We start from the raw sequence: 355 nt of genomic DNA on the forward strand, positions 1-355 counted from the left end.
ATGGTGCATCCGGGAGGATTCGAACCTCCGACCGCTCGGTTCGTAGCCGAGTACTCTATCCAGCTGAGCTACGGATGCATCAGGTACTGCTTCACTTCCTAAACAATCTTGAAGCACTGAACTTCAGCATCGTTAAATATGGTGCATCCGGGAGGATTCGAACCTCCGACCGCTCGGTTCGTAGCCGAGTACTCTATCCAGCTGAGCTACGGATGCATCAGGTACTACTTTACTTCCCAAACAATATTGAAGCACTGAACTTCAGCATTGTTAAATATGGTGCATCCGGGAGGATTCGAACCTCCGACCGCTCGGTTCGTAGCCGAGTACTCTATCCAGCTGAGCTACGGATGCA

The 355-nt window shown here is 51.0% G+C and carries 3 tRNA genes; all 3 read right to left on the reverse strand.

Going from position 1 to position 355, the window contains the following annotated elements:
- Nucleotide 1 precedes the first annotated feature (1 nt).
- The 3 genes from Q1A40_RS22990 to Q1A40_RS23000 all read right to left on the reverse strand — a co-directional run bounded on the left by Q1A40_RS22990 (nucleotide 2) and on the right by Q1A40_RS23000 (nucleotide 354).
- A tRNA-Arg gene (locus Q1A40_RS22990) sits at nucleotides 2–78 on the reverse strand.
- Nucleotides 79–139: 61 nt separating this feature from the next.
- Nucleotides 140–216 (reverse strand) — tRNA-Arg (locus tag Q1A40_RS22995).
- A 61-nt stretch (nucleotides 217–277) separates the two neighbouring features.
- Nucleotides 278–354 (reverse strand) — tRNA-Arg (locus Q1A40_RS23000).
- Nucleotide 355 lies beyond the last annotated feature (1 nt).

It is taken from the genome of uncultured Cedecea sp., from assembly GCF_947498825.1.
Taxonomy (GTDB): Bacteria; Pseudomonadota; Gammaproteobacteria; order Enterobacterales; family Enterobacteriaceae; genus JGM124.